At 64.9% G+C, this 19,404-nt stretch carries 19 protein-coding genes; 6 read left to right on the forward strand and 13 right to left on the reverse strand.

Features of this window, described 5'->3' with window-relative positions; translation table 11 throughout:
* Window positions 1–73: 73 nt before the first annotated feature.
* Window positions 74–754, reverse strand: a complete 681-nt coding sequence (locus KZZ07_RS23825) for a LacI family DNA-binding transcriptional regulator (protein ID WP_219518354.1) — start codon at window positions 752–754, stop codon at window positions 74–76.
* A gap of 177 nt (window positions 755–931) precedes the next feature.
* Here KZZ07_RS23825 and KZZ07_RS23830 point away from each other — a divergent pair, with 177 nt between their 5' ends.
* The 6 genes from KZZ07_RS23830 (at window position 932) to KZZ07_RS23855 (ending at window position 6,311) form a co-directional block, all read left to right on the forward strand.
* Window positions 932–1,957, forward strand: coding sequence for a sterol desaturase family protein (locus tag KZZ07_RS23830; protein WP_255564564.1), 1,026 nt, complete (start codon window positions 932–934; stop codon window positions 1,955–1,957).
* Between the two features lie 70 nt (window positions 1,958–2,027).
* Window positions 2,028–3,098, forward strand: a complete 1,071-nt coding sequence (locus KZZ07_RS23835) for a Gfo/Idh/MocA family oxidoreductase (RefSeq protein ID WP_370631246.1) — start codon at window positions 2,028–2,030, stop codon at window positions 3,096–3,098.
* Entirely contained in the window at window positions 3,095–4,054 is a 960-nt protein-coding gene (locus tag KZZ07_RS23840) for a sugar phosphate isomerase/epimerase family protein (protein WP_219518357.1), read from the forward strand. The genes KZZ07_RS23835 and KZZ07_RS23840 overlap by 4 nt, the downstream gene beginning before the upstream one ends.
* Before the next feature lie 4 nt (window positions 4,055–4,058).
* The gene (locus KZZ07_RS23845) at window positions 4,059–5,120 is read left to right on the forward strand and encodes a fatty acid desaturase (protein ID WP_219518359.1); all 1,062 of its coding nucleotides are present in this window, start codon (window positions 4,059–4,061) and stop codon (window positions 5,118–5,120) included.
* 18 nt (window positions 5,121–5,138) lie between these two features.
* Window positions 5,139–5,450: a MocE family 2Fe-2S type ferredoxin gene (locus KZZ07_RS23850; RefSeq protein ID WP_219518362.1), complete on the forward strand. Its 312-nt coding sequence runs from the start codon at window positions 5,139–5,141 to the stop codon at window positions 5,448–5,450.
* Window positions 5,451–5,537: 87 nt separating this feature from the next.
* Window positions 5,538–6,311, forward strand: coding sequence for a TIM barrel protein (locus tag KZZ07_RS23855; protein WP_219518365.1), 774 nt, complete (start codon window positions 5,538–5,540; stop codon window positions 6,309–6,311).
* Window positions 6,312–6,400: 89 nt separating this feature from the next.
* Here KZZ07_RS23855 and KZZ07_RS23860 read toward each other — a convergent pair whose 3' ends face one another.
* From KZZ07_RS23860 to katG, 12 genes are all read right to left on the reverse strand, one after another.
* Window positions 6,401–7,474, reverse strand: a complete 1,074-nt coding sequence (locus KZZ07_RS23860) for an alcohol dehydrogenase family protein (RefSeq protein WP_370631247.1) — start codon at window positions 7,472–7,474, stop codon at window positions 6,401–6,403.
* A 7-nt stretch (window positions 7,475–7,481) separates the two neighbouring features.
* A complete protein-coding gene (locus KZZ07_RS23865) occupies window positions 7,482–8,078 on the reverse strand; it encodes a TetR/AcrR family transcriptional regulator (RefSeq protein ID WP_219518367.1) in 597 nt (198 codons plus the stop codon).
* 99 nt (window positions 8,079–8,177) lie between these two features.
* A complete protein-coding gene (locus KZZ07_RS23870; protein ID WP_219518369.1) occupies window positions 8,178–8,948 on the reverse strand; it encodes a PaaX family transcriptional regulator C-terminal domain-containing protein in 771 nt (256 codons plus the stop codon).
* Window positions 8,949–8,964: 16 nt separating this feature from the next.
* Complete coding sequence (gene paaZ, locus KZZ07_RS23875; protein ID WP_219518371.1) at window positions 8,965–11,001, reverse strand: phenylacetic acid degradation bifunctional protein PaaZ; 2,037 nt, start codon at window positions 10,999–11,001, stop codon at window positions 8,965–8,967.
* Window positions 11,002–11,066: 65 nt separating this feature from the next.
* On the reverse strand, window positions 11,067–11,828 hold the full coding sequence (locus KZZ07_RS23880; protein ID WP_219518374.1) for a Phenylacetic acid catabolic protein: 762 nt from the start codon (window positions 11,826–11,828) through the stop codon (window positions 11,067–11,069).
* A gap of 11 nt (window positions 11,829–11,839) precedes the next feature.
* Window positions 11,840–12,907: a 1,2-phenylacetyl-CoA epoxidase subunit PaaE gene (gene paaE / locus KZZ07_RS23885; RefSeq protein ID WP_219518375.1), complete on the reverse strand. Its 1,068-nt coding sequence runs from the start codon at window positions 12,905–12,907 to the stop codon at window positions 11,840–11,842.
* Window positions 12,908–12,919: 12 nt separating this feature from the next.
* The gene (gene paaD / locus KZZ07_RS23890; protein WP_219518376.1) at window positions 12,920–13,378 is read right to left on the reverse strand and encodes a 1,2-phenylacetyl-CoA epoxidase subunit PaaD; all 459 of its coding nucleotides are present in this window, start codon (window positions 13,376–13,378) and stop codon (window positions 12,920–12,922) included.
* A gap of 6 nt (window positions 13,379–13,384) precedes the next feature.
* The gene (gene paaC, locus KZZ07_RS23895) at window positions 13,385–14,146 is read right to left on the reverse strand and encodes a 1,2-phenylacetyl-CoA epoxidase subunit PaaC (protein WP_219518377.1); all 762 of its coding nucleotides are present in this window, start codon (window positions 14,144–14,146) and stop codon (window positions 13,385–13,387) included.
* Entirely contained in the window at window positions 14,146–14,439 is a 294-nt protein-coding gene (gene paaB / locus KZZ07_RS23900; protein WP_219518462.1) for a 1,2-phenylacetyl-CoA epoxidase subunit PaaB, read from the reverse strand. The genes paaC and paaB overlap by 1 nt, the downstream gene beginning before the upstream one ends.
* Before the next feature lie 90 nt (window positions 14,440–14,529).
* A complete protein-coding gene (gene paaA, locus KZZ07_RS23905; RefSeq protein WP_219518378.1) occupies window positions 14,530–15,507 on the reverse strand; it encodes a 1,2-phenylacetyl-CoA epoxidase subunit PaaA in 978 nt (325 codons plus the stop codon).
* A gap of 25 nt (window positions 15,508–15,532) precedes the next feature.
* Window positions 15,533–16,735, reverse strand: coding sequence for a 3-oxoadipyl-CoA thiolase (gene pcaF, locus KZZ07_RS23910; RefSeq protein WP_305067273.1), 1,203 nt, complete (start codon window positions 16,733–16,735; stop codon window positions 15,533–15,535).
* 489 nt (window positions 16,736–17,224) lie between these two features.
* On the reverse strand, window positions 17,225–19,390 hold the full coding sequence (katG, locus tag KZZ07_RS23915; RefSeq protein WP_219518380.1) for a catalase/peroxidase HPI: 2,166 nt from the start codon (window positions 19,388–19,390) through the stop codon (window positions 17,225–17,227).
* Between the last annotated feature and the right edge of the window lie 14 nt (window positions 19,391–19,404).

Genomic DNA, 19,404 nt, shown 5'->3' on the forward strand with positions numbered 1-19,404 from the left:
TCACGCCGCCGAATGATGGCACGCAAAAGGGGAACAAGCTCGACTTACGACTGGCCCTGAAAAAAGGGGCAGGTCACGGCTCCAACAGGGTGAAACCGGACCCGTTTTCGCGGAAATAGGACCGGAACCCGCTCTCGTTCAGGTCCTGGTTCCGGTATCGGGTGTTGCCCACAAGGATACCGATATCCCCGCGCTGGTGACAGATCTTGTCAAAGGCCCAGGCGGCGGTGCGCCCCACCTTGAAACTGTCCAGCCCCACGAAACCGACATTCCCGCGCGCGGTCAGAGGTGTGATCAGCCCCATGACCGGGGTGCCTCGCAAGAGCAGGGAATCGATTGCATCGGTGATGAGCGGATGTTCCGCGGCGACCAGCGCCACCGAATCGCAATTCGCGCCAAGCTGTCTCAGCCGATCTGCCACGACCTCGGGCGACAGGTCCTCGACAAACTCCAATGTCAGGTCGATCCGGCCATCGGTGTGCTCTTCGGCAGCCTGCCGGAAGGCGGCGCCAAGGTCGCGGTAGAACGGGCGACGCTCTTGCAAGAGCATCACGCCCGGGCGGTGCACCTCTCGCCCGGCATGAACGGAATATTCAATGGCCCCAAGCCCGTAAAAGCCGATCTCCTGCGCCGCGCGCAGCACCCTTTCGCGGGTCGGCTGGCGCACGCTATCGGCTTTGTTGATCACCCTGTTGACCGTCGAAACCGAGACGCCGGCGGCCTCTGCCAGGTCAGGAATTGTCGGTCTCTTCACCAGGTCACGGCCACTTCATTTCGTTTCAATTTGCATCGCACGTGAAGTGAAATGATCTGAAATCACTCTCTCCTTGCCAGCAAGCTTGATTTGATGCGGGTCAACTCGTCAAGAAAACAAACATCGACCGGCGCAGATTTCTGCATGCGTCAGCGGGGCGACAGGGGGCGCGCACTCATGGATGATCTGCAGTACGGCACCCGTGACAAACGTGGCAACTGGACCCCGAACACCCCCTTGGAAATTGCGCCCTTCTGGCTGGGAAAGTTCAACCGGATGGGCACCTTCCTGGTCGATTACTTCTGGCCCTGGAACGCCTTTCACATGGCGACTTCCCTGCTTTACTGGGTGTTCGTGATCCCCGATGCCCAGACGCTGGCGACGCTCAGCTGGGGCTGGCCGCTCTACCTGCTGGCCGTGAACATGGCGGGCATCTTTGCGATCTATGGCGCCATCGAACTGGTCTACTACACCCGGCGCAAGCAGGGCACGCGGTTCAAATACAATGCAAGATTCCCCTCGGAAAACCCGTCAGGCATATTCTGGTTCAAGAGCCAGAACCTGGACAATTTCCTGCGCAGCTTCCTGATCGGCATCCCGATCTGGACCGCCATCGAGGTCTTGGTGCTGTGGTGCTACGGCAACGGCATCCATGCCTTCGGCTGGGTCGACTGGCAGGACAACTGGTTGTGGCTGGGGATGCTGACGCTGCTGGTGCCCGCGATCCACGAGATCCACTTTTTCTGCATTCACCGCCTGATCCACACGCGGTTTCTCTACAAGCACGTCCATTCGGTGCACCACAATTCGATCAACCCGTCCCCCTGGTCGTCGCTGTCGATGCACTGGATCGAACACACGCTCTACTTTGGCGAGATCCTCTGGCACCTGCTGATCCCGTCGAACCCGATCGTGATGATGTTCAACAGCCACGCCGTCGGATACGGCGCGATCAACGGGCATATCGGCTTCGACAAGCTGGAGATCACCGACGCGCGTACGCTCGACAGCCATGCCTACGCTCATCACCTGCATCACAAGTATTTCGAGGTGAACTACGGCGCCGACGGGCTGGTCCCGCTCGATAAGTGGCTGGGTACCTGGCACGACGGCACCAAAGAGGCCCACGAAAAGATGAAGGCGCGTTTGCGCGAGAAAAGGGAGCGTCTCAAAGCCCGCAACAGCCGTATGTCTGCCGAATAAGGAGCCCCGCGTTGAAGGCCATGTGCCGCCCCCGGCGCACTGAGGTCTTTCACATCAGGCAAACCGCCTCGTGCCGTTTGACGGCACCGCCTTCGCGGGCATCCTGCGCGAACCCAACTTCATGACGGAGCACAAGATGAGCATTCGTATCGCCGTGATCGGCGCGGGACTGATGGGGGCCGATCACGCCGCAATCGTGGCAGAGGATCTGCCCGGCGCCACCCTTCAGCTGGTCTGCGACATGGACGCCACCCGCGCCCGGGCGGTGGGTGACAGGCTCGGCGCCGCCGATGTCTCGACCGATCCAGAGGCCGTCATCACCCGCGACGATGTCGACGCGGTCATCATTGCCAGCCCCGATTTCACCCATGCGCCGCTCAGCATGGCCTGCATCCGCGCGGGTAAGCGCGTGCTCTGCGAGAAACCGCTGTCGCAATCGCCGCAGGAGTGCATCGAGGTCATGCAGGCCGAAGAGGCCGCCGGGACAAAACACGTCATGCTCGGCTTCATGCGCCGCTACGACCAGTCCTACGTCGAGATGAAAGAGGCGCTGACAAGTGGCCAGCTGGGCCGCGCGCTGATGATGCACAACTTTCACCGCAACGTGGAAACCCCGGCGGCCGATTTCACCGGCGCGATGGCGATCACCAATTCCGCGCCGCATGAGTTCGACGTGGTCCGCCACGTGCTGGGCTGCGAATATACCGCGATTTCCGCCTATCAGCCCCGGCGGTCGGATGCGTTGGTGGCCCCGGTCGTCATGGTTCTGGAAACCGACGACGGCCAGCTTGTGACCATCGAGGTCAACAACAACGCCGCTTACGGCTATGACGTGCGCGCGGAACTGGTGGGCGAAGAGGGCAGCATCGCGATGAACAACGTCGCCTACACCCGCACCGACATGAAACTGGCCGCCTCCACCCGCTACGAGGCCGACTGGCGCGGGCGCTACCATGAGGCCTACGTTCGCCAGAACCGCGATTTCCTGCGCTTTGTCGAAACCGGCACCTTTCCGGCAACGGCTTCGGACTGCTGGGACGGCTACTGCGCCGCGCAGGTCGCCCAGACCGGCGTCACGGCCCTGGAAACAGGGCAGAAATGCGCGGTCGAGATGATCGCCAAACCGGAGTTCTACGCATGAAACTGGGGTTTGTGTCCGACAGCCTCGGCGGCCTGTCTCTGGACGAGATGCTGGCCCAGGCCCGGCGCATGGGGGTGTCGGGCATCGAGGTGAACACATGCGGCTGGACCACCGCGCCGCATTTCGACCTGCCGGGCATGCTGGGCAACCGCAGCGCGCAGAGGGCCTACCAGCAGAAATTCACGGATCACGGGCTGGAGATCATCAGCCTGAATGCCAATGGCAACCCTCTGCACCCCACCGACCGGACGCAAGGGGATGCCCTGCTGGACACGATCCGCACCGCCGGCGAAATGGGGATCGAGACGGTCTGCACCATGTCCGGCCTGCCCGCGGGCGCGCCCGGCGATACGATGCCGAATTGGGTTGTCTCCTCCTGGCCGCCGGAGACGCAGGAGATCCTGCGTTTTCAATGGGACGAGGTGCTCTTGCCCTTCTGGGAGGGCGTCGCCGCCGTCGCCCGTGAAAGCGGCGTCAAGAGGATCGCGCTGGAACTGCATGGCAACCAATGCGTCTACAACGTGCCCTCATTGCTCAAACTGCGCGAGGCCGTCGGACCCGTGATCGGCGCCAACCTGGACCCCAGCCACCTGATGTGGATGGGCGCCGATCCCCTTGTTGCCGCCGAGGCGCTGGGAAAGGCCATCTACCACGTCCACGCCAAGGACACGCTGCTGAACGCGCCGGTGCAGGCGACGACCTCTCTATTGGAGAACGGCTCTCTGATGGACATCCCGGCGCGCAGCTGGTCCTACGTCACGCTGGGCTTCGGCCACGGAGAGGAATGGTGGCGGCAGTTCTGCTACCGGCTGCGGATGGCGGGCTACGACGGCTGGCTGTCGATCGAACACGAGGACGTCTTGCTCAACGCGCTCGAAGGGTTGGAGAAATCCGTGGCGCTCTTGCAGAACGTGATGCCCTCGTCCCCGGCCGATTTCAATCCGCAGGAGATCTGAGCGCATGCCCCGCGACTACGACCTGACCGGAGGTTATGCCCGCCGAGCGCTGGATGCGGGGCTGGTGACGGAGGACTGGTACAAAACGCCCATCGACCGCAAACAGATGAAGGCCCTGATGAAACGCGCCGACCAGCCTGCGATCCGTGACACGCTGATCCTGTTCGGCCTCATGGCTGTGTTCGCGGGCGCGGCCATCGCTCTGATGCCGTCCTGGTGGTCCGTGCCCTTCTGGCTGGCCTATGGCGTGCTCTACGGGTCGGCGATGGACTCGCGCTGGCACGAATGCGGACACGGCACCGCCTTCAAGACACGCTGGATGAACCAGCTTGTCTACCAGGTCGCCTGTTTCTGCATGATGCGCGATCCGTGGTGCTGGAAGTACAGCCACGCGCGGCACCATTCGGACACGATCATCGTGGGCCGCGACCCGGAAATCGCGATCATGCGGCCTGTCGTGACCTTGAAACTCGCCGCGAACCTGATGGGTCTGGTCGATGTGCCTGACGGGCTGCGCCGCATGGTGGTCCATGCCTCGGGCCGGATGCTGCCGGACGAAGAAACCTATGTCGAAGCCGTCTTTTACCCGAAAACCTACCGCACCGCGCGGATCTGGCTGGCGATCTACGCGCTGACAGGTCTGGCGGCACTCCTGTTCCAGTCCTGGATCCCGCTGCTGCTGATCGGCCTGCCGCGCATGTATGGCTGTTGGCACATGGTCATGACCGGCTGGTTGCAACACGGCGGGCTGGACGACAACGCGCTGGATCACCGCCTGAACAGCCGCACCGTCTACATGAATCCGGTCAGCCGCTTCATCTACTGGAACATGAACTACCATGTCGAACACCACATGTTCCCGCTGGTGCCCTATTACCGCCTGCCGGAATTGCACGCGGTCTGTGCCCATGACTTCCCGGCGCCAAGCCGGTCGATCCCGCAGGCCTACGCCGAGATGCTGCCGGTGCTCTGGCGCCAGCGGCGCGACCCGGATTTTCATCTGCGCCGTCCCCTGCCCGACGGCGCCCATCCTTACCAGAAAGGCCCGCGCGCCAGCGCCGCCTGACAAACCAAGGAGCCCGCGATGGCCGAATGGATTGATGCCTGCGCCGCCGATGATGTCGAGGAAGAGGACGTGATCCGTTTCGATCACGGCGACCGCACCTTCGTCATCGTGCGCGACCATCAGGACAATTACTATTGCACCGACGGGCTTTGCACCCACGAGGACGTACACTTGGAAAACGGTCTGGTGGTCGAGGCCACGATCGAGTGCCCCAAGCATTCTTCGATCTTCGACTGCGCCACCGGAGAGGTCGAAACGCCCCCCGCCTGCGAAAACCTGCGCACCTACCCCACCAAGGTCGAGAACGGCCGCGTTCTCGTCGCGCTATGAGGTAGCGCACCACCCCGGACCCTGATCCGCGCCCCTGGCCGTTCCGCTTGCCCGGTCAGTCGGTACACTCACAAGAAAGGACCTCGCATGACATTCCAACTCGCCGCCTGCGCGGAAATGCTCTGGCTGGACAAACCTATCGCCTGGCGCGCCGCGCGCCTGCACGAAATGGGGTTTGGCGTCGGTCTCTGGAACTGGCCGGCGTGGGATCTGGATGCGCTGGAGAAAACCGGCGCCAGTTTCACCATCATGAACGGCTACCTGCGCGGACGGCTGTCGGATGCAGAAGGCGCCGACCTGCTGGTTGAATCCGCCCGCGAAACCGCGCAGGTGGGCAAGCGGCTGGGCGTCGCGCGGCTTAACCTGCATGGCACCGGCCTGGGCGACGGCGGCCTGCCGATCCCGCAGCACACCGCCTTTGCGCCCGGCATGTGGTTGCGTGCCCGCGATACGCTGCACCGGATCTGCGACATGGCCGAGGAAGAGGGCGTGACCTTTACCCTGGAAAACCTCAACCTGCGCGAACATCCCGGGTGTCCGTTCAACACCACCGCGGATGTCCTGTCGCTTGTCTCGGCGGTGGACAGGCCGCAACTGCGCATCAACCTCGATCTCTATCACACCCAGATCGGCGAGGGCGACGTGATCCGCTGGGCCGAGGCCTGCCTGCCCTGGATCGGAGAATACCAGATCGCCGACAATCCGGGCCGGTTCGAGCCGGGCACCGGAGAGATGAACTATCCCGTCATCGCCCGCGCGCTGGCCGACATGGGCTATGACGGCCCGGTCGCCTTCGAAGGCTATGCCAAGACCGATCCCGAAACCGCTCTGGACGCTTTCCGCGCGGCCTTCACTGTCTGACAACACGGACCAGCCCCGTGAGCGTTGGGCACACCCGTCAACGCCGTGAAGACATCCCGGTCCATGTCGTCGCCTGCCTGACCGGGGCCTCAGACGCCGGGCGGGATCAGGACAAACTTGCCGACATGGGTCTTGGCCAGGAAATCCTTCTGCGCCGTCACGATCTGGTCCAAGGGATAGGTCCGCGCCACCAGCGGGCGGATCTCGCCTCGTTCGATATAGCCGATCAGGTCGGGAAAGACCGGTTCATCCCAGGCGGTGGTTCCGATCACCTGCCGGTCGTGCAGGTACAGCTCGCGCATGTCCAGCGGCACCACGGGGCCTGCGATAGCCCCGGAACTCACCAGCCGCCCACCCCGGCGCAGAACCGCGAGCCGCGCCGGAAACCCGTCACCGGCGACATTGTCGACCACAAGGTCGATACTGCCCGCGCCCAGCACCGCGATGGGGTCGTCCGCGCGCGTGATGCAGCGGGACGCGCCCAGTTCGCCCAGCAAGTCCATCTTGTCCGGGCTGGTCTGGGCAATGACCTCGGCCCCGCGCCGCGCCGCCAATTGCACCGTGGCCGAGCCGACGCCGCCCGAGGCACCGCTGACCAGCACACGCTCTCCGGCACGCAACCCGGCGCGCCGCAGCATATTTTCGGCAGTGCCGTAGGCGCAGGGAACAGAGGCCAGCTCCGCATCGCTCCAGTCGCAGTCGACGGCAAAGACCTCGGTCGCGGGCACCTTGACGTATTGGGCAAAGGCGCCGTCGAAATCAGAGGCCATCCACACCGTGTCCATGTGATCGAAACCGCGCGTCCGCATGCAGGGGCGCACCAACACCCGTCGACCGATCAGCGCCTCGTCCGCGCCCGGACCTGCCTGCACGACCCGCCCGCAACAATCGGTGCCCTGGATCAGCGGAAAGGGCGTCGCCGCGTTCCAGCCGCCATCGACGCGGTCCTCGGGCGGCCCATCGGCCGCCGCCGCGGTGTCCGTCGTCACCCCGGAGGAATACCACCCCAGACGCGTGTTGATCTCGGTGTTGTTCACGCCTGCGGCCAGCACCTTCAACAGCACCTCGCCGGACCCTGGCACGGGGATCGAAACTTCGCGGTACTCCAGCCGGTCGTATCCGCCGTTGCCCGTGGTGACGACCGCCATCATGGACGCCGGCAAGGGGGCCTCAGACACCCTCAAGCCCTTTCAGCGTCAGGTTGGTCACAAGCTGCGCGTATTCTTCGCGCACATCGCTGCCCGCGCCCCCGTTCCACATGTAGTACCAGTTCAACATGCCAAAGACGGACATGGTGACAGACCGCAGCTTGCGCGCATCCGCCGCCAGCGGGTCGGGCGCGATCTCGGCCAGGATGGCCGAGAGATGGTTGACCATGTCGCGCTGATAGGTGCGCAGAACCTTCTGCTTGTCCTCTGGCAGGGCTTCCAGTGCGGAAATCTGCACCTTGTGATGGTCATCCGCGCCCTGGTAGGCGCGCAGCACCGCGCGCACCGTGTCCAGCAGCCGGTCCTGGGGGGTGGCCTCCGGCGCGGGGTCGACACAGACGCGCGCGTGCAGAGCGGACAGGTAGCTGTCCAGAAGGTCGAACAGCAGCGCATCCTTGCCCGCGTAATAGTGATAGATATTGGCCTTCGAGATGCCACAGCCCGCCGCGATCCGGTTCATCGAGGCGCGGTCGAACCCTTCGGCGGCAAAGACCTGGGCCGCGCAATTCAGGATTTGCGCGCGTTTCTCGTCATGATCCTTGGCGATGGGGCGTGCCACGGTCTCTCCTCGCTCCCTGACCCGGTCTTTTACCGGGGCTTGGCGGGGAAATTAACTGACCGATTGGTCGGTGACAACATCGGACCGGACAGGGCCCCGTCAGGCCGCCGCACACAACCTGTCCAGCCCCGGCGCGGGCAGGCGCCGCAACAGCCGCGCCGTCCCGGCCCGGCAGGCGGGACCAGCCCAGGCCGCGGGCAGGACGAAATCCGGAAGCTCCGGCACTTTCAGCACGATACGCCGCCAGCTGTGCACGATCAGAACCCGCAGGGCCGCCACCTGCAGCGGGTCCGGGGCGCTGGCGGCCTCCAGCTTTGCCTCGGCCCGGGCCAAACGGGCCGCCAGGTCGGCCGACAGGGTCACGGTCATGGAATCGCAGGTCTTTTCACGCATCCAGCGCGGCAAGGGCCTGTCGGGATCAATAGGTGTGGCAAAGGCTTCTGCCCCTCGCGGGGGGTGCGCTGTCAGGACCGCGTGCGGCGTAACCCAGACATCGTTGCGCGTCCATTCCAGCGGAGAGGCCGGATCGGTGAGCACCAGGAAGGCCGCGCTGGCGGGCGCGTCCCTGGCATAAATGCGGGGGCTGGCGGCCACGGTCTGCACACGGCCCTCTGCCGTCAGGCGATAGAGACTGGACCGGCCCGCGCGTTCGCTTTCGATCCAGCCGTCCTTGCGCAGGCGGTGCAGGGCCACGCGCATCGCCTCGGGTTTGATCCCGACACGGCTCATGATCTCGCCCAGAACGCTGCCCGGCAGGGCCGACCCATCCTGCGCAAGATCACCGAAGACAGTGACCAGCAACGACCAGACACGCGGGGGAATATCCCCCCGCAGGTCGCTGACCACTGCCTCGAACGCTGTGCTGTCCATCGTCTCCTGTCTGCGCTCAGGCGCTGTAGGCGTTCATCGTCAGCAGGTCGTATTCTGCCACCTTCTCACCATCCTGGTTCGTCAGCGTCACGTGCCAGCGCACTTCGCCATACTCGTCCGTCCGGCGGGTCTTTTGCTTGACGGTCAGGCGCACGTTCAGCGCATCCCCCGCCACCACCGGCTTCATGAAGCGTAGCCCGTCCAGCCCGGTATTGGCCAGCACCGGGCCCTCGTTCGGCTCCACGAACATGCCCGCCGCGAAACTCAGCAGCAGGTAGCCATGCGCGACCCGGCCCGGGAAAAAGGGATTCCGCGCCGCGGCCTCCTCGTCCATGTGGGCATAGAAGGTGTCGCCGGTGAACTCGGCGAAATGCTCGATGTCCGCCAGCGTGATCTCACGCGGACCTGCGTGCAGCGTTTCGCCGATGGCCAGGTCGTCAAATCCACGGGTAAAGGGGTGCGCGGGCGCTTCCACTTCCTTGGCGCCGGGGACCCAGCGATTGCCGATGGCGCTCAGCATATCCGGGCTGCCCTGGATCGAGGTCCGCTGCATGTAGTGCATCACGCCGCGCACGCCGCCCATTTCCTCACCCCCGCCCGCGCGGCCCGGGCCGCCGTGGACAAGGTGCGGCATCGGCGAGCCGTGCCCGGTGCTTTCCTTCATGCTGGTGCGGTCGTTGAAGTAAAGCCGCCCGTGATAGGCGCCCGCGCCCAGCGCCACCTCGCGCGCGACCGCCGGATCATGGGTGATGACCGAAGCCACCAGCGACCCGCCGCCGCGATTGGCGATTTGCACGGCGTGGCCCAGATCGCGATAGCCCATGACCGTGGACACGGGGCCAAAGGCCTCGGTATCGTGGATGCGTTCCGCCTTGTCCGGGTCGGCGCAGTGGAACAGCATCGGCGGCAGAAAGGCGCCCTTGGCCCTGTCCGCGCCATGCACCTCGAAGTCGTCGGGATCGCCAAAGACCCGCTCGGCCTCTGCCCCGATTACCTTGGCCTTTTCCAGCACGTCGCGTTTCTGGCCGTTGGACACCAGCGCGCCCATGCGGGTGCCTTTGTCCCGCGGATCGCCGATCGGCGTCTTGGCCAGTTGCGCGCTCAGCGCCTCGATCACCGCGGGGACTTGGCGCTCGGGCGCGATGATGCGGCGGATCGCGGTGCATTTCTGCCCCGCCTTCACGGTCATCTCGCGATGCACTTCCTTGACGAAGAGATCGAACTCGGGCGTGCCCGGCTCTGCGTCCGGCCCCAGGATCGAGGCGTTCAGGCTGTCCTGCTCGGCCACGAAACGCACCGACTGTTGCAGGATATGCGGGTTCGACCGCAGCTTCAGCGCCGTATCCGCCGAACCGGTAAAGCTCACCGCGTCCTGGCAGGTCAGCCGGTCCAGCATGTCGCCCAGGCCACCGGCCACGAATTGCAGCGCGCCCTCGGGCAGCAGACCGCTTTCCAGCATCAGCCGCACCGCCAGTTCGGTGACGTAACAGGTGGCCGTCGCCGGTTTCACGATCGCGGGCACCCCCGCCAGCAGGGTCGGCCCCAGCTTTTCCAGCATCCCCCAGACCGGGAAGTTGAAGGCGTTGATATGCACAGCCACGCCTTGTAGCGGCGTACAGATGTGATGGCCCAGGAACTGCCCCGAGCGCGACATCTGCTCGACCTCGCCGTCGAGGTAGACATGCCCGTCCGGCATCTCTCGCCGCCCCTTGGAGGCAAAGACAAAGAGCGTTGCAATACCGCCGTCGATGTCCAGCCCGTGGTCGCGCGCCGTCGCCCCCGTGTTGAAGGACAGATCGTAGAGCGCCTCTTTGTGCTGCGACAGGTACTGCGCCAGCGCCTTGAGCATCTTGGCCCGCTGGTGGAAGGTCATGGCGCGCAGCGCGGGCCCGCCCTTGTCGCGGGCGAAGGCCAGCATCGCCTCGACGTCCAGCGCGTCGTTGCCCGCGTGGCCCAGCACCTCGCCGGTCACTGCGTTTTCAAAGCTGCGTGCGCCCGTTCCCGGTGCGACCCATTGGCCCGCCGCATAGCTCTTGATCTCAAGAAGGCTCATCCTTCCCCCCTGTCCTGCCGGTCGCGCCCGGCGGTTTGTTGAATGTCTGTCTCAGGCCGTTTCGGTCAGGCCGTCTCTGTCAGGCCCAGCCGGGTCAGCGCGGCGTCCAGCCGCTTTTCCCATTCGGCCCGCATCTCCGGTGCGCTGGCATGGCGCAGGCCCCAGGCCTGCAATTGCGCCATCCGCTCCTCTGACGGGTCGCCAAAGACCGCCGCGACGCGCGGGCGCCAGTAGCTCAGGCTGTCGGCAATCGCCGCCCCCTGCCCCTCAGCCGTCAGCCGTTCCAGCCCTTCCTCGGCCAGTTCGGTGTGGCGCCGTTCCACCGGCAGGACCTCGCGCAGCGCCTCGGCCAGAGGCTGGTAGGTGACGCGCGCCATGTCCTCCAGCTGTACCGAGACCGCGTGGCCCATCAGCAGGTTCATCACGACCGCATCGACCCAGCCCTCCAGCGGATAGTTGAAGACCGACAGGCGCATGTCATGGGCGGATCTGGCCGACCCCGGTGCCGTGTCGCGCGGCAGCCGGTCGGTCCAGGGATGGTGGCCGACGTAACGGTCGGTATTGGCCCCGAATTCCCCCATAAGGCGCAGCACCTTGTCCGCGTGATCGGTCTTTTCCAGTACGATCCGCGCGGCGGCGATGCGTTCCTTGATCCCCGGCCCGTCGTTGATCACGTCGGCAAAGCCCGCCGCGCCCGCCAGTTCGCTGTCGACGAAGATGCTCATCAGCTTCATCAGTTCGGCGCGGTAGCGGGGCGGCACGTTGGCCGGATTGGTCAGCCGCCCGCCCTGGGCCAGGTAGTCGGCAATGTTCATCTCGTCCGTCATGGCGTCCCCCTTTACTGGTCGTAATCCACGACCACGCGGTCGGTGAGCGGATAGGACTGGCAGGACAGGACGTAGCCGCGTTCGACCTCGTAGTCCTCCAGCGCGTGGTTGGCGATCATCTCGACCTCGCCCTCGATCACCCGGCACTTGCAGGTGGAACAGACCCCGGCCTTGCAGGCATAGGGCGCGTCCATCGCGTTCTCCAGCGCCGCGTCGAGGACAGAGAGGTCCTTGTCCATTTCAAAGCTGCGCGTGGTGCCGTCCAGCGTGACGGTGGCCTGCGTGCGCGCCGCCTGCGTGCCCGCCTCGGCGCTGGTGGCCTTGCGGGCCAGGCGCCCGGGCTGGGCCGAGGCGAATAGCTCGAACTTGATCTGTTCCTCGGACAGGCCGTGGTCCTTCAGCGCCTTGGCAATGCCCAGCATCATCGGTTCCGGCCCGCAGATAAAGGCTGTGTCGACATTCTCGACGTCGATCCAGTGTTCGAAGAGGGCCGCGCATTTCTCGGCGTCCACCCGGCCCTGGAACAGGTCGATGTCCATCGCGTCCGATTCCAGCACGTGGATTATGTTCAGCCGCCCCATGTAGAGGTTTTTCAGATCCTCCAGTTCCTCGCGGAACATGATCGAGTTCACGCCCCTGTTGGCATAGACCAGCGTGAAATCAGACCGGGGTTCCGTTGCCAGCACGGTCTTGAGGATCGACAGCACCGGGGTGATCCCCGACCCGCCCGCAAAGCCCAGGTAGCTGCGCTGCGCAGTGGCGTCGAGCGGGGTGTGAAAGCTGCCCATCGGCTCCATCGCTTCCAGCACCATACCCGGTTGCAGGTCCTCGTTGGCCCAGGTCGAAAAGGCGCCGCCATCGACCTTCTTGATGCCCACCTGCAGTACGCCCTCTCCCCGGCCGGCGCAGATCGAATAGGACCGGCGCACCTCGGTGCCGTCGAAATCGCGGCGGAAGGTCAGGTACTGCCCCTGGATAAAGTCGAAGCTTTCGCCGTTCGCCGGTTCCAGCGTCACGACAACCGCGTCGCGGATGGTCTTTTTCACGTCACGGACGGTCAGTTCATGAAAGCGCGGCATGGGCCTCACTCCTCAGATGCACTTGAAATAGTCGAAAGGCTCCAGGCAGTCGGTACACCGCCAATGCGCCTTGCAGGGGGTCGAGCCGAACTGGCTCACACGGGTGACGTTCCTGGACCCGCAATGCGGGCACTTTTCCGGTCCGCCCGCGGGTTGCGGCGGGGCGATCCCGTAGTCCTCCAGCCGGGACCGCCCCTTCTCGCTCAGCCAGTCCGTCGTCCAGGCCGGAGCGATCCGCGTCTCGATCTTGACGTCTTTGATGCCACGGTCGCGCAGCGCGGTCTCGATATCCATCGAGATCACGCTGGTCGCCGGGCAGCCGGAATAGGTCGGCGTCACTGCCACGGTGACGGTTTCCCCCTCCAGCACGACCTCGCGCACGATGCCGAGGTCGACGACAGAGATCACGGGGATCTCGGGGTCCGGCACCTCGTCCAGCCAGCCCCAGATCTGATCCACACTCACGGTCATGGCGGTTTACCAGCGCGCCCCGGGATAGGCCCGTTGCAGCCACTGCATCTGCGTCAGCATGTGGCCTAGGTGTTCCGAGTGACGGAACCCGGTCTTGCCACCCGCATGGGCAAAACCGCTGTCGGGAATGACCAGCGTCGCCTCGCTCATGGTCTGCTGCACGGCGGCGTCCCAGCCCGCGCGCAAGGACGACGGTTCCGGCGCGATGCCCTCGGCTGCCATGATCCCGCTGACCTCGTCATCGGTGAACATCTCGCCGACATAGGGCCAGAGCAGGTCCAGCGCCGCCTGCATGCGGCGGTGGCTCTCGCTGGTGCCATCGCCCAGACCGATCACCGTGTCGCGCGACCGTTCGACGTGATAGGTCACTTCCTTGACCGCCTTCGCCGCGATCCCCGCCACGCGTTCGTCCGAGGACTGGGCCAGTTTCTCCAGCAGCAGCACATGCGCCTGGTCAAAGAGATACTGCCGCATCATCGTCTGGCCGAAATCGCCGTTCGGCTGTTCCGCCAGCAGGACATTGCGAAAGTCCCAGGCATCGCGCAGCATCGCCAGGTCATCGGCCGAGCGACCTTCGCCCTCGACCTCTCCGGCAAGGCCAAGCCACATCTGCGTCTGCCCGATCAGGTCCAGCGCGGTATTGGCCAGCGCGATGTCCTCTTCCAGCACCGGCGCATGACCGCACCATTCGCTGACCCTGTGACCAAGCACGAGGGTATTGTCCCCCATCCGGCAGAGGAATTCGAAAAACGCCATGTCGCTGGTCATTACATCGCCCCCACTTCCTCGGGGATGTCAAAGAAGGTCGGGTGGCGGTAGACCTTCGACTCGGAGGGCTCGTAGAGCGGGCCTTTGTCCGAGGGCGAGGAGGCCGCGATATGCCGCGCCTCGACAACCCATATGCTGACACCCTCGTTGCGGCGCGTATAGACATCGCGGGCGTTCTTGATCGCCATTTCCTGGTCCGGCGCATGCAGGGACCCGACGTGGCGGTGGCTCATGCCATGCTGGCCACGAATAAAGACCTCCCAGAGCGGCCACTCATGGCGCTTGGGTTTCATGGCTTGATCCGGCGTGTCCGGATAGGCTGCGTTCGGGGAACTCATCTCAACTTCCTCCCAATCTCGAAACCGGGTGTACCCGGAGGGCCATCACTCGGCGGCAACCTTGCGGGCCGCCTTCTTCTCGGCATGGGCCAGCAGACCGTCGCGCACCCATTTTCCGTCGTCCCAGGCCGAGTTCCGGGCCGCCAGGCGCTCCTGGTTGCAGGGGCCATTGCCCTTGAGCACGTCGAAGAACTCGGACCAGTCGGGCTGCGAAAAGTCGTAGTGCCCGGTGTCCTCGTTCCACTTCAGGTTCTCGTCGGGCACGGTCAGGCCAAGGTATTCCGCCTGCGGCACCGTCTGGTCGACGAACTTCTGACGCAACTCGTCGTTGGTGTTCATCTTGATCTTCCAGGCCATCGACTGTTCCGAATGCACGGATTCCTTGTCCGAGGGTCCAAACATCATCAGGGACGGATACCAAAAGCGGTTCAGCGCATCCTGCGCCATCTTCTTCTGCGCCGATGTGCCCTGCGCCATCTTCATCATGACGTCGTAGCCCTGCCGCTGGTGGAAGGATTCCTCCTTGCAGATGCGGATCATCGCGCGGGAATAGGGCCCAAACGAGGTCCGCTGCAAAGGCACCTGGTTCATGATCGCCGCGCCATCGACCAGCCAGCCGACCGCGCCCATGTCGGCCCATGTCAGCGTCGGATAGTTGAAGATCGACGAATATTTCATCCGCCCGTCCAGCAGCATCTCTGTCAGCTCGTCGCGGGTCACACCCAGCGTCTCGGCGGCGCAATAGAGGTACAACCCGTGCCCCGCCTCGTCCTGCACCTTGGCCAGCAGGATCGCCTTGCGCTCCAGCGTGGGTGCGCGGGTGATCCAGTTGCCCTCGGGCAATTGGCCCACGATTTCCGAATGCGCGTGCTGGCCGATCTGGCGGATCAGCGTCTTGCGATAGCCCTGGGGCATCCAGTCCTTGGGCTCGATCTTCTCGCCCGCGTCGATGCGGGCCTGGAAGGCGGCAAGCTTCTCGGGGTCTTCCTGTGTCGCCTCCGACTTGATCATCTGTGCATACATGGCAGAACCTCCCTGCTGATAGACTTCAAACCCGTTCGAGGACGATGGCCGCCCCCTGCCCGACACCGACACACATGGTGCAGAGCGCGTAACGTCCCCCATTGCGCCGCAACTGGTGGGCCGCGGTCAAGACAAGACGCGCGCCCGACATGCCCAGCGGGTGCCCCATGGCGATGGCGCCGCCCTGCGCGTTCACGCGAGGATCGTCATCCGCGACGCCCAACTCGCGCAACGTCGCAAGCCCCTGGCTGGCAAAGGCCTCATTCAATTCTATCACATCCATCTGGTCGATGCTCAGGCCGCAGCGGTCCAGCACCTTGCGGCTGGCGGGTATGGGGCCGATCCCCATCACACGCGGCGCCACACCGGCCGAGGCCATGCCCAGCACCCGCGCCATCGGCGTCAGGCCCTGCGCCTTGACCGCCGCCTCACCGGCCAGCAAGAGCGCCGCCGCCCCGTCGTTCACGCCGCTGGCATTGCCCGCGGTTACAGTCAGGTCCGGGCCGTTCACGCCCTTGAGCTTGGCCAATTTCTCGGCCGTGGTGCCGGGGCGCGGATGTTCGTCGGTGTCGACGATGACCGGATCGCCCTTGCGCTGGGGCACTTCGACGGAAACGATCTCATCCGCGAACAGCCCCGCCGCCTGCGCCGCCTCCCAGCGGGCCTGGCTTCGCGCGGCAAAGGCATCCTGGTCCGCCCGGCTCACGCCATAGTCTGCGGCCACGTTGTCGGCGGTCTCGGGCATCGAGTCGGTGCCGTACATCGCCTTCATCTTCGGGTTCACGAAACGCCAGCCGATGGTGGTGTCATAGACCGCGTTTGCCCGGGTAAAGGCGCTGGTGGCCTTGGGCATGACAAAGGGCGCGCGGCTCATGCTTTCGACGCCACCGGCGATGCAGAGGTCGTAGTCCCCCGCCTTGATCCCGCGCGCGGCAAAGCCCACCGCATCCATGCCGCTGGCGCAAAGACGGTTCACCGTTGTCCCCGGCACAGCTTCAGGCAACCCGGCCAGCAGCGCGGCCATGCGCGCCACGTTGCGGTTGTCCTCGCCCGCCTGGTTGGCCGAGCCATAGATCACCTCGTCGACGGCGCTCCAATCCACCGAAGGGTTGCGCGCCATAAGCGCGCTGATCGGCAAAGCCGCCAGGTCATCAGCCCTGACCGAGGACAAGGCCCCGCCATAGCGCCCGATCGGCGTCCGCACTCCGTCACAGATAAACGCGTCCAAGACCGACACTCCTCCCATTAATCGACCATGCGGTCGGAATACGTCAGGTCAGAGATTCGCGCAAGGAAAAGTTACAGAAATAACCGAATTCCATATTTGAGTAACGTGTCATACCCAACACCGGAACGCCCCCTTCCCGGCACGGCAGTCAGCCTGTTCCCCGGAGCCCTCCCTCGCGTGATGCCGGTAAAAGCCGGACCGGTTGGCGATGCAAGGGGCCGCAGGCCCGCGCAAGGCGCGGCTTGCCCTTGCATCGCCGGGCGGTCTGGCTCAGGCAGCACGAACGCGAGGGCGGGCGCAGGGAAACAGGCGATGCTTGTTCCCGGGTGACTCTGGAAGCCAGAAACAGGCGCAGCCTGTCCAAACGGGTCGGCGGGCGGGCGCCTTTGCGGCGCATGCCGCAAACAGTCCCGTCCCGGCGACCGCAAAACGAAAAAGGGCGCCCCGGTGTCCCGGAGCGCCCCCTTCAGATCAGCAAACCCGCCGCGATCAGGCGTCGACGCGGTCGGCGTTCATCACCTTGGTCCAGGCCGCGACAAAGTCCTTCACGAACTTCTCGGCGCCATCGTCCTGGGCGTAGACCTCGGCGTAGGCACGCAGGATCGAGTTCGAGCCGAACACCAGGTCCACGCGCGTCGCGGTGAACTTGACCTCGCCCGTCTTGCGGTCCTGAATCTCGTAGGTGCCATCGCCACCGGGCACCCACTTGAAGCCCATGTCCGTCAGATTGACGAAGAAGTCCGTTGTCAGCGCACCCGCGCGGTCGGTAAAGACGCCATGCGCCGTGCCGCCGTGGTTGGTGCCCATCGCGCGCATGCCGCCCAGCAGGCAGGTCATCTCCGGCGCCGTCAGGCCCATCAGCTGGGCACGGTCCAGAAGCAGCTCCTCTGCGCTGACGATATAGTCCTTCTTCAGCCAGTTGCGGAACCCGTCGGCGACCGGCTCGAGCACGTCAAAGCTGTCGGCGTCGGTCATCTCGGCACTTGCATCGCCACGGCCCGGCGTGAACGGTACCTCGATGTCGAAACCCGCCGCCTTTGCGGCCTGCTCGACACCGACATTGCCGGCCAGCACGATGACATCGGCAACCGAGGCGCCGGTTTCCGCCGCGATCGGTTCCAGCGCCTGCAGCACTTTCGCCAGGCGGGCCGGCTCATTGCCCTCCCAGTCCTTCTGCGGGGCAAGCCGGATGCGCGCGCCATTGGCACCGCCGCGCAGGTCCGACTGGCGGAAGGTCCGCGCGCTGTCCCATGCGGTGGCGACCATCTCGGCGGTCGACAGGCCGCTTTCGGCGATCTTGGCCTTGACCGCGGCCACATCGTAGCCGGTCGATCCCGCAGGGATCGGATCCTGCCAGATCAGGTCCTCGGCCGGGGCATCGGGGCCGATGTAACGGTCACGGGTGCCCATGTCGCGGTGGATCAGCTTGAACCAGGCGCGACCAAAGCAGTCCTCGAAATAGGCCTGGTCGGCCATGAATTTCTGGCAGATCTCGTTATAGACCGGGTCCATCTTCATGGCCATGTCGGCGTCGGTCATCATCGGCATGACACGCTTGGACGAATCCGTGGGATCGACCGGCATGTCCTCTTCCTTGATGTCGATCGGACGCCACTGGTTGGCGCCGGCGGGCGACTTCGTCAGCTCCCACTCGTAACCGAAGAGCAGCTTGAAATAGCCCATGTCCCACTTGGTCGGGTTGGTCGTCCAAGCGCCCTCGATCCCCGAGGTCACAGCGTTGGTCGCCTTGCCGTTCAGGTTCGGGTTGATCCAGCCAAAGCCCTGGCTCTCGACGTCAGCACCCTCGGGCTCTGCGCCCAGTGCATCCGCGTCGCCGTTGCCATGCGCCTTGCCGACGGTGTGGCCGCCGCAGGTCAGGGCCGCGGTTTCCTCGTCGTTCATCGCCATGCGGGCAAAGGTCTCGCGGACCTGCGCGCCGGTCTTGATCGGGTCGGGCTGGCCGTTGACGCCTTCCGGGTTCACGTAGATCAGGCCCATCTGGACAGCCGCCAGCGGGTTCTCCATCGTGTCGGGCTTGGCCACGTCGTCGTACCGATTGTCCGACGGTGCCAGCCACTCGCGCTCGGCCCCCCAGTAGGTGTCCTTTTCCGGATGCCAGATGTCCTCACGACCGAAGGAGAAACCATAGGTCTTCAGGCCCATCGATTCATAGGCCATGTTGCCCGCCAACAGGATCAGGTCGGCCCAGCTCAGCTTGTTGCCGTACTTCTTCTTGACCGGCCACAGCAGGCGGCGCGCCTTGTCCAGGTTGCCGTTGTCCGGCCAGCTGTTCAGCGGAGCAAAGCGGATGTTGCCGTGACCGCCGCCACCGCGCCCGTCCGCCAGGCGGTAAGAGCCGGCAGAGTGCCACGCCAGACGGATCATCAACCCGCCATAGTGGCCATAGTCCGCCGGCCACCAGTCCTGGCTCTCGGTCATCAGCGCCTTGACGTCGGCCTTGACCGCGTCGAAATCCAGGCTCTTGACCTCTTCGCGATAGTCAAAGTCCGCGCCCAGCGGATTCACCTTGCTGTCGTGCTGGTGCAGGATGTCCAGGTTCAGCGTCTTCGGCCACCAATCGGTGACCGTGGTGCCGGTCTCGGTGATCGCACCGTGCATGACCGGGCATTTGCCCGCCATATCATTGCCGTCCATGATGTTCTCCCTTG

It is taken from the genome of Mameliella sp. CS4 (assembly GCF_019392335.1).
In the GTDB taxonomy this organism is placed as follows: domain Bacteria; phylum Pseudomonadota; class Alphaproteobacteria; order Rhodobacterales; family Rhodobacteraceae; genus Antarctobacter.